This window comes from Cupriavidus pinatubonensis, from assembly GCF_019602855.1.
GTDB lineage: Bacteria > Pseudomonadota > Gammaproteobacteria > Burkholderiales > Burkholderiaceae > Cupriavidus > Cupriavidus pinatubonensis.
Genome location: NZ_CP080767.1, coordinates 3,885,959 through 3,893,425 on the forward strand (window position 1 = coordinate 3,885,959; position 7,467 = coordinate 3,893,425).

The 7,467-nt window shown below is 65.0% G+C and carries 8 protein-coding genes; 1 reads left to right on the plus strand and 7 read right to left on the minus strand.

All coding sequences use genetic code 11. The features are described 5' to 3' along the window. Positions 1-123 precede the first annotated feature (123 nt). Positions 124-1,551 carry a tRNA uridine-5-carboxymethylaminomethyl(34) synthesis GTPase MnmE gene (mnmE, locus tag K2O51_RS30715; RefSeq protein WP_011299582.1) on the minus strand — a complete coding sequence of 476 codons (1,428 nt, stop codon included), beginning with the start codon at positions 1,549-1,551 and terminating at the stop codon, positions 124-126. Positions 1,552-1,647: 96 nt separating this feature from the next. Continuing rightward, positions 1,648-2,445 carry a CHAD domain-containing protein gene (locus tag K2O51_RS30720; protein WP_220631163.1) on the minus strand — a complete coding sequence of 266 codons (798 nt, stop codon included), beginning with the start codon at positions 2,443-2,445 and terminating at the stop codon, positions 1,648-1,650. A 161-nt stretch (positions 2,446-2,606) separates the two neighbouring features. On the opposite strand from K2O51_RS30720, the gene K2O51_RS30725 reads away from it, so the two are divergent. After that, a complete protein-coding gene (locus tag K2O51_RS30725) occupies positions 2,607-3,044 on the plus strand; it encodes a PaaI family thioesterase (RefSeq protein ID WP_220631164.1) in 438 nt (145 codons plus the stop codon). Between the two features lie 72 nt (positions 3,045-3,116). Here the strand turns inward: K2O51_RS30725 and tam are convergent, their stop codons facing one another. The 5 genes from tam to rpmH all read right to left on the minus strand — a co-directional run bounded on the left by tam (position 3,117) and on the right by rpmH (position 6,665). Then, entirely contained in the window at positions 3,117-3,887 is a 771-nt protein-coding gene (tam, locus tag K2O51_RS30730; protein ID WP_220631165.1) for a trans-aconitate 2-methyltransferase, read from the minus strand. Positions 3,888-3,986: 99 nt separating this feature from the next. After that, positions 3,987-5,654 carry a membrane protein insertase YidC gene (yidC, locus tag K2O51_RS30735; protein WP_220631166.1) on the minus strand — a complete coding sequence of 556 codons (1,668 nt, stop codon included), beginning with the start codon at positions 5,652-5,654 and terminating at the stop codon, positions 3,987-3,989. A gap of 21 nt (positions 5,655-5,675) precedes the next feature. Beyond that, entirely contained in the window at positions 5,676-5,972 is a 297-nt protein-coding gene (yidD, locus tag K2O51_RS30740; protein ID WP_011299587.1) for a membrane protein insertion efficiency factor YidD, read from the minus strand. Between the two features lie 11 nt (positions 5,973-5,983). Next, on the minus strand, positions 5,984-6,469 hold the full coding sequence (gene rnpA, locus K2O51_RS30745) for a ribonuclease P protein component (RefSeq protein WP_373460913.1): 486 nt from the start codon (positions 6,467-6,469) through the stop codon (positions 5,984-5,986). Between the two features lie 61 nt (positions 6,470-6,530). Beyond that, complete coding sequence (gene rpmH / locus K2O51_RS30750) at positions 6,531-6,665, minus strand: 50S ribosomal protein L34 (protein ID WP_008650850.1); 135 nt, start codon at positions 6,663-6,665, stop codon at positions 6,531-6,533. Positions 6,666-7,467 lie beyond the last annotated feature (802 nt).

Consider the following 7,467-nt stretch of genomic DNA (forward strand, 5'->3'; position numbering starts at 1 on the left):
TCGGATGGATCGTTGGCAATGGGCCGCTGTACGGACGAGCCGATCTGGACCATTTTGCCGACGTCAGCAAGGTCTCGCACCCATTCAGCACAAGTTGCGTCGATACCTTGAGGGCGGCCGCAACTACTTCCCAATACAAAACCGCGTAAAAATCGTCCCCAACAGATCATCACTCGTGAACTCCCCGGTGATGCTGTTCAGATGCTCCTGTGCCAGCCGCAACTCCTCCGCAAACAGGTCCAGCGCCTGCGCCTGCCGTTCGCTCTGCTCCGCTGCCACGTCGAGGTGCGATTGCGCCTGCCGCAGCGCCGTCAGGTGCCGTTCGCGCGCAAGGAAGGTGCCTTCGTTGCCGGACTGCCAGCCGACCAGCCGAAGCAGTTCCTTGCGCAGCAGTTCGATGCCCGAGCCGGTGCGTGCGGAGATCCAGATCTCGGTGGGATTGGGCCCGTTGGCGGCAACCACGTGCGGACGGTTTCCACTGAACATCATGCCCCCCACCGTCGGTGCGACGTCGATCTTGTTGACCACGCGCACGATCGGCGCGCCCGGTGGCAACTGGCCGCTCAGGCGGTCATCGATGGCGTCGTCGATTTCGGACAGGCCGTGGCGCAGGTAGTCGGTGGCATCGACCAGGTGCAGCACGATGTCGGCACGCCGGATCGCGTCCCACGTGCGTTCGATGCCGATGCGCTCCACCTCGTCCGTGGCTTCATCGCGCAGCCCTGCGGTGTCGATGATATGCAGCGGGATGCCTTCGATCTGGATCGTTTCCTTGACGCGGTCGCGCGTGGTGCCGGCGATCGGCGTGACGATGGCCAGTTCGGCGCCGGCCAGTGCGTTCAGCAGCGACGACTTGCCCACGTTGGGTTGGCCGGCGAGCACGACCGACAGGCCTTCGCGCAGCAGCGCGCCCTGCCGGGCCTGCGCGAGCACGTTGCCGAGATCGTTGCGGATCGTTGCAAGCTGGCCGCGCGCGTCGGAGGCTTCGAGGAAGTCGATCTCTTCTTCCGGGAAATCCAGCGTGGCTTCCACCAGCATGCGCAGGTGGATCACCTTCTCGACCAGCGTGTGAATAGCATGCGAGAACTCGCCCTCCATCGACCGGGCCGCTGAACGCGCGGCGGCTTCGGTGCTGGCCTCGATCAGATCGGCCACGGCCTCCGCCTGGGCCAGGTCGAGCTTGTCGTTGAGGAAGGCGCGGCGCGTGAACTCGCCGGGTTCGGCCAGGCGCAGGCCGATCCCGTGCCCGGCCTGCAGGCAGCGTGTCAGCAGCATCTGCATGACCACCGGCCCGCCGTGCCCCTGCAGTTCCAGCACCTCTTCGCCGGTGTAGGAATTCGGCCCCGGGAAGTACAGCGCCAGGCCATGGTCGATGACCTTGCCGTGGCCGTCCAGGAACGGCAGGTAAGTGGCATGGCGCGGCTTGAGCGCCTGGCCGCAGATGGCGTGCATGACCGGGCGCACATCCGGGCCCGACACGCGCACCACGCCAATGCCGCCGCGTCCGGGTGCGGTGGCAATGGCGGCAATGGGAGGCAGGGGAGCAGTCATGGCGCTATTGTCTCAGATCGATCGGACCGGGGCCGCGGCGCGCCTTGTGCAGCGCATCGCGCTAGAAAAGCGGTGTAGCAGCCCTTTTGAGGTGGCTCACGCAGCAATGGGTGCGGCGTCCTGTATCTCGGGAGGCACGTCCAGGCATTCAGCCATGAGCCGGCGTGCCACGCTGTCGTCGACCACGCTGCCCAGTTTGCCCTGGCCCTTCACGAGCTTGCGATGCAGGCGTTTGGCTTTCTGCTCCGGTAATACAGGCCTGAGCGCCTCGATCGCGTAGCGCAGGCGCTTGCCGGCGATGCGCTGCCGATGGACGGCCCGCAGGCCGTCATGGCGCGCGCTGCGCTTGCGCTGGCGCAGCGTCTTGCGGGCCTTTTGCACACGCTTGCGCGCGAATGGCCGAAGGGCGTCGCTGCCGTCATCGGTGTGCACCGGCAGGTGCGCCAGGTCGCGGTGCAGCGCGGGTAGCGTGTCGTTGCGATGCTGGTCCAGACCGGCCAGCATGGTCTCTCGTGCGAGCTGACGGCGTACGCGGGCTGTGTCGATCACGGCATGCAGAATCGGGTCACCGGGCTGGCGGTCCAGCGCGGGCTGCATGGTTTCGGCAAGGAAGACGTCCCAGTCGCGAACGTTGCCGGCGGCATCGGCCAGTGCTCCCAAGTCGTCCTTCCAGCGCTCGGTCATGCCCCTGGGTAAAAGCGGGCCAAATATCCACAGTACAGCGCGCAGGTGGCGCACTGCTACACGGAGGGCGTGCACGTCTTCCACCTCGTCGCGCTGCAGCAGCGTGGCGAGGCTGTCTTCGATGCGGCGCAGCCCGGTCTCGCCCAGCGCGGCGAACGCCGCGGCCGGACGCGTCTTGCCGCGCAGCCTGGCAGTGGGGTCAGCTTTCATGGAGGCCTCTTCCAGTTCGAGAGACGGGCGGGACGCAGGTTCCAGTGTAGGCGACGCGGCACGTCGGCAATGCTGCGGCGCGCTGCATGCGCCGCACCGAAGATTGACAAGACCACCCCTTCGCGCTGCAATGCGCGCACACCTACCGCGCGAGGGACACCATGTCGACCGAACAGGAACGGCTGCTATTGCGTGAGACCATCGAGGCCGGCTTCCGCCAGGCCGCCTTTGTCAGCGACGTAGGCATCATGCTGGTCGATTGCGGTCCCGGCTGGTGCGAGTCCGAACTCGCCGTGGCTCCCCGCCATCTGCAGCAGGGTGGCGTCGTGCATGCCGGGGTGCAGGCGACCATGGCTGACCATACTGCCGGCGCCGCGGCCTCGACCATCCTGGAAGCGGGCCGCCACGTGGTCACCGCGGAGTTCAAGATCAACCTGCTGCGCGCCGTGCGCAGCGAACGTCTGCGCTGCCGCGCCGACGTGTTGAAGTCGGGCCGATCGATCATCGTGGTCGAAGCCGATGTCTTTGCCGATGTGCACGGCGAGGCTGTGCTCGTCAGCCGCCTCAACGCCACCATGAGCGTGATCGACCTTGCCTGAATTGCCAATTCTGACTGCGCCACACCGGTGTTTCTCCTCTCCCACTAGCGGGAGAAGGAGAAACCAAAACCCTCAGCGCGTTGCCACCACAAACAACCGCGGGAACGGCAACAGCACCGACCCATCCGGCAACGCGGGATACGCCTTGGCAATCTCCACCTCATACTGGGCCAGATAGGCCGCACGCTCGGCATCATCCAGCGGTTGGATAAACGGCCGCAACCCACTGCCCTTGAACCATTCCACGATGGCATGCGCGCCACCGGCCAGCGGATGGTGGTAGACCGTCAGCCACACATCCACGCGCGAGCAATGTGGCTTCAGCAGTTCGTAGTACCAGCGCGCCGTAGCCCGCGCCGAGCGGGCGTTGCTCGCAGTGGCTAGCTTGGCTGCCCACGGGCCGTTCGCGGCGGTCTCGCGCATCAGCCGGTGCGCGGGTTCCTCCAGGTTATCGGGCATCTGCACGGCCAGCGTGCCGCCTTCCGAAAGCTTCTGCACAAGCGCCGGAAACAGCTTGGCATGGTCCGGCACCCACTGCAGCACGGCATTGGCCAGGATCACGTCGTACGGGCCGGCGTCGTTCCAGGCCGTGATGTCCGCGACATCGAACTGCACATCGGGCAAGCGTTTGCGTGCGGCTTCGACCATGTCGTCGGAGCTGTCCAGGCCCGTGATCGAAGCCCCCGGAAATCGCGACATCAGCACCTCGGTCGAATTGCCCGGCCCGCAACCGATATCCACCGCCGTGCGCACAATTTCGTTGGGAATCGCGGCAACAAGATCGCGGACCGGGCGCGTGCGTTCGTCTTCAAAGGCCACATATTGGCGGGCGGACCAGCTCATCGACATCTCCTTGGAACACTGCGTACCGGCATGCAGCCGATACAAAAAAAGCCCGGTGTCTCCACCGGGCTTTCACTAAACCTTCAGCATCTCTCGCGCTCAGCTCTTGGCGACCGCAGCGGTCTTGCCCTTGCCGAGCATCCGGTTGATCTGCCACTGCTGGGCGATCGACAGGATGTTGTTCACAACCCAGTACAGCACCAGGCCGGCCGGGAAGAAGAAGAACATGAACGAGAACACCAGCGGCATGATCATCATGACCTTGGCCTGCACGGGGTCCGGCGGGGTCGGGTTCAGCCTGGTCTGCACGAACATCGACACGGCCATCACGATCGGCAGGATGTAGAACGGATCCGGCACCGACAGGTCATGGATCCAGCCCAGCCACGGCGCGCCGCGCATTTCCACCGACGACAGCAGCACCCAGTACAGCGCGATGAACACCGGGATCTGGATCACGATGGGCAGGCAGCCGCCGAGCGGGTTGACCTTCTCGGTCTTGTACAGCGCCATCATCTCCGCGTTCATCTTCTGCGGATCGCCCTTGTGGCGTTCGCGGATCGACGTCATGCGCGGCTGCAGGTCCTTCATCTTGCCCATGGACTTGTAGCTCGCCGCCGACAGCGGGAAGAACACCAGCTTGATCAGCACGGTCAGCGCGATGATCGACCAGCCCCAGTTGTTCAGGAAGCCGTGCAGCTTCTCGAGCAGCCAGAACAGCGGCTTGGCCAGGATGGTCAGCCAGCCATAGTCCTTCACCAGCTCCAGGCCCGGGGTGATCTTCTCGAGCATGCGCTCTTCCTGCGGGCCCGCGAACAGGCGCGCATCGGTCGTCACCGTGGCACCCGGGGCGATCTGGCCCAGCGGCTGCTGGATGCCCACGCGGTACAGGTTCGGGTCGATCTGCTGGACGTAGAAGCTGTGCTCCTTGCCGGCTTGCGGAATCCAGGCCGAGGCAAAGTAGTGCTGCACCATCGCGACCCAGCCACTGGTGGTAGCGGCCGGCGTGCTGGCCTTGCCCTTGGCGATGTCTTCGAAGGTGATCTTGTGGTACTTGTCCGCGTCCGTGTAGATGGCCGGGCCGGTGAAGGTGCTGTAGAACTGCGACTGCTCCACCTTGCTGCCGTCACGCGCCAGTTCCATGTACAGCGTCGGCGAAACCGGCGCGGTGCCATCGTTGGTCACGGCAAAGCGCGCGTCGACCACGTAGCTGCCCTTGTGGAACACGTAAGTCTTCACAAACTTCACGCCGTTCTTGTCGGCGGTCAGCGTGACTTCGAGCTTGTCGGCACCGTCCAGCGTGCGCGGGCCAGGGGTGGCCGTGAACACGGTGGTGTGGTTCGGCAGGTCGCCGCCGATCAGGCCGGAGCGGGCCATGTAAGTGCGCGTGGTATCGCGCTCGAACAGCACCACGGGCTTGCCGTCCTTCTCATGCTCGTTGAGCAGCTCCAGGCGCGACAGGATGCCGCCGGCGGTGTCGATCTCGGCGCGCACCTCGTCGGTGGTCACGATGATCTTTTCGCCGGTGGGCTGTGCGGCTGCCTGAGGTGCGCCACCGGGGGCTGCCGGAGCGGCGGCGCCTGCGGTCGCGTTGGCCTTGGGCACATCGCCCTGAGCGGCGCTGGCGGCGGGCGCCGAAGCGGCCTGCTGCTGCGTCGCGCTCGGGAAGAACATCGACGCGTGGCCGTTGGCGCGCTGCCAGTTGTCATAGAGCAGCACGAGGGACATCGAGAAGATGACCCAGAGGATGGTGCGTTTGATATCCATGTCTCGCTGTGGTCGGGGAAATCAGGGTCGTGGGAGACGGACGGTGACAGGCCCATGGCCTGCCGCGGGATGGGCAAATTTGCCCGTTTGTGCAGTTTCCGTTTCCACACCCGGCACGGGATCATACCCGCCTTGTGTGAAAGGGTGGCAACGGCACAGCCGGCAGGCGGCCATCCAGCTGCCGCGCGCGGCGCCATGCTGGATGACGGCCTCGCGGGCGTAGTCGGAACAGGTCGGCCAGAAGCGGCACCGCGAGCCCAGGTACGGGCTCAGAGCGATCTTGTAGATGCGCAGCAGGGCTAGCAGGATTCGCTTCATGGCTGGGGCGGTCAGGCCGGAAGGCCCTTGGGCTGTTCTGGCGCGGCCGATGGTGACGGCGGTGGCGGAGGCGGCGGCAACGGCTTGGCGGCGACTTCCAGCAGGCTGGTCATCTCCGTCAGGCACGCCCTTCGGACCGCGGCGCGGCTGGTAAATTCCGCACGCGGAAACTTGGTCTGCAAGCGCAGCAGCACATCGCGCCCGCCAAGCTGGTCCTGCCGCTGGCGGAACAGCTCGCGCGCCATGCGCTTGACGAGGTTGCGCTCGGCCGCGCGCGGTGCGAACTTCTTGCCTACCACCACGCCAAGGCGGGCTTCGGCCCGGCCGTTGGCGCGCACGTAGAGCACGAAGTGCGTACTGCGCCGCCGAGGCCGCAAAGCAAAAACGGATGAAAATTCATCCGTCTTTGTCAGCCTCGCGGCTTTGGGATAGGCAAAGGTAGACACGCTTGGCAAAGCTAGCGGGAACACTGCACCCTGCGGCAAGCTACCGGCCATCCAGAAGGCGAGGCGGTTGGCATGGACGGCGTTGCCACCGTCCAGACCGGTCGCCCGGCCCTTAGATTGCCAGGCGCTTGCGGCCCTTGGCGCGACGAGCGTTGATGACGGCGCGGCCGCCACGGGTCTTCATGCGGACGCGGAAACCGTGGGTACGCTTGCGACGGGTAACGGAAGGTTGGTAGGTACGTTTCATGTTGCACTCTCTGGTTGATCTGGGCTAGCCCGCCTCCGGCCGGTGCCGGGGTGCCTTGGCCGCCGCGTATGGTTCGCATTGGGGTTGCCGCGCGCCGGAAACGCTCAAAGCCTCAAAGCGTATACCGACAAGTCGGCGATTCTGGTTCTGTCTTGGTGCCGGCCCTGAAACCGGCCAGCGCCTGGGTTGCAGGTATACCTGCAAGGCGCGGGCGGCACGGACAGGCCAGACCCGGCGATGCGCATACGTGTGATCCCCTGCCGCATCGCAGAACCCGCCATTTAAGCGATTTTCGCCGCCAGTGTCAAGACTTCGTAATGTGGGCAAGGACACAATCGCGACAGCACGCGGTAAACGCCACGTAAACAGCCGTGCGCCATTGTCCACAACAGCCTGTTAACAAGTTTGCGTGCTGATTTATGCACTGCGACAGGCTGCCAGATTGACCGAAGTCCCTGTTTCCTCTGGTTTTTCCGGCGTTGCAGCATGCCGGAAAGCCGCGCCACTGCTCGGGTTGTGCACACCAATCCACTGAATTTGCACAAGTTGTCCACAGACTTATCCTTTGTGGATAACTTGAGGCCGGGGGTACAATCCCGGTCCAATCACTACACGGGCTGCGTGGCGCAGGCGCATCCCGGGCTTCCCCCCAAGTTTTTGCAGGCCGACGCGGCGGACCGTATACAGGACGTATACGTAAGTCGCTGCCGGCGTTGCAGGCGTGGGTACAGGGAGGGCCGGGCGGCGAGGCGCGACAGTAGCCGTGGCGCACCCTGGGGATGCGCTAACTAAACAAAAAACA

What these genes read in the sequence shown, in the direction of transcription:
- yidC (WP_220631166.1), bottom strand. Translation starts at nt 5,654, where the DNA reads ATGGATATCAAACGCACCATCCTCTGGGTCATCTTCTCGATGTCCCTC.
- K2O51_RS30725 (WP_220631164.1), top strand. Translation starts at nt 2,607, where the DNA reads ATGTCGACCGAACAGGAACGGCTGCTATTGCGTGAGACCATCGAGGCC.
- K2O51_RS30720 (WP_220631163.1), bottom strand. Translation starts at nt 2,445, where the DNA reads ATGAAAGCTGACCCCACTGCCAGGCTGCGCGGCAAGACGCGTCCGGCC.
- tam (WP_220631165.1), bottom strand. Translation starts at nt 3,887, where the DNA reads ATGAGCTGGTCCGCCCGCCAATATGTGGCCTTTGAAGACGAACGCACG.
- rnpA (WP_373460913.1), bottom strand. Translation starts at nt 6,469, where the DNA reads ATGGCCGGTAGCTTGCCGCAGGGTGCAGTGTTCCCGCTAGCTTTGCCA.
- rpmH (WP_008650850.1), bottom strand. Translation starts at nt 6,665, where the DNA reads ATGAAACGTACCTACCAACCTTCCGTTACCCGTCGCAAGCGTACCCAC.
- yidD (WP_011299587.1), bottom strand. Translation starts at nt 5,972, where the DNA reads ATGAAGCGAATCCTGCTAGCCCTGCTGCGCATCTACAAGATCGCTCTG.
- mnmE (WP_011299582.1), bottom strand. Translation starts at nt 1,551, where the DNA reads ATGACTGCTCCCCTGCCTCCCATTGCCGCCATTGCCACCGCACCCGGA.